Genomic DNA, 428 nt, shown 5'->3' on the forward strand with positions numbered 1-428 from the left:
TGCCTCACTCGCGCGCTAAACGAGGGAGCCACTATCACCGATGAAGCCTCGGCGCTGGAGTACTGCGGCTTCCATCCGCAGCTGGTCGCCGGACGCGCGGATAATATTAAAGTGACGCGCCCGGAAGACCTGGCGCTGGCTGAATTTTACCTCACCCGTTCCCGACACCAGGAGAAAGCTTAATGCGAATTGGACATGGTTTTGACGTACACGCTTTTGGCGGTGAAGGCCCAATCATCATTGGCGGGGTACGCATTCCTTATGAAAAAGGGCTGCTGGCCCACTCCGACGGCGACGTCGCGCTGCATGCGCTGACCGACGCGCTGCTTGGCGCCGCGGCGCTGGGCGATATCGGCAAGCTGTTCCCCGATACCGATCCGGCGTTTAAAGGCGCCGATAGCCGCGAACTGCTGCGCGAAGCATGGCGC

Annotated in this window: 2 protein-coding genes; both read left to right on the forward strand. The window is 61.0% G+C overall.

All coding sequences use genetic code 11. The features are described from left to right. A partial coding sequence (locus DUK53_RS17200) for a 2-C-methyl-D-erythritol 4-phosphate cytidylyltransferase (RefSeq protein WP_201740744.1) occupies positions 1-183 on the forward strand: 183 nt, incomplete at its 5' end. Then, positions 183-428 (forward strand): 2-C-methyl-D-erythritol 2,4-cyclodiphosphate synthase (gene ispF, locus DUK53_RS17205; RefSeq protein ID WP_124893254.1); only part of this gene is annotated, 246 nt, incomplete at its 3' end. The genes DUK53_RS17200 and ispF, both read left to right, overlap by 1 nt.

Origin of the sequence: Listeria sp. SHR_NRA_18, assembly GCF_003856515.1 — a bacterium.
Classification (GTDB): Bacteria; Bacillota; Bacilli; order Lactobacillales; family Listeriaceae; genus Listeria_A; species Listeria_A newyorkensis.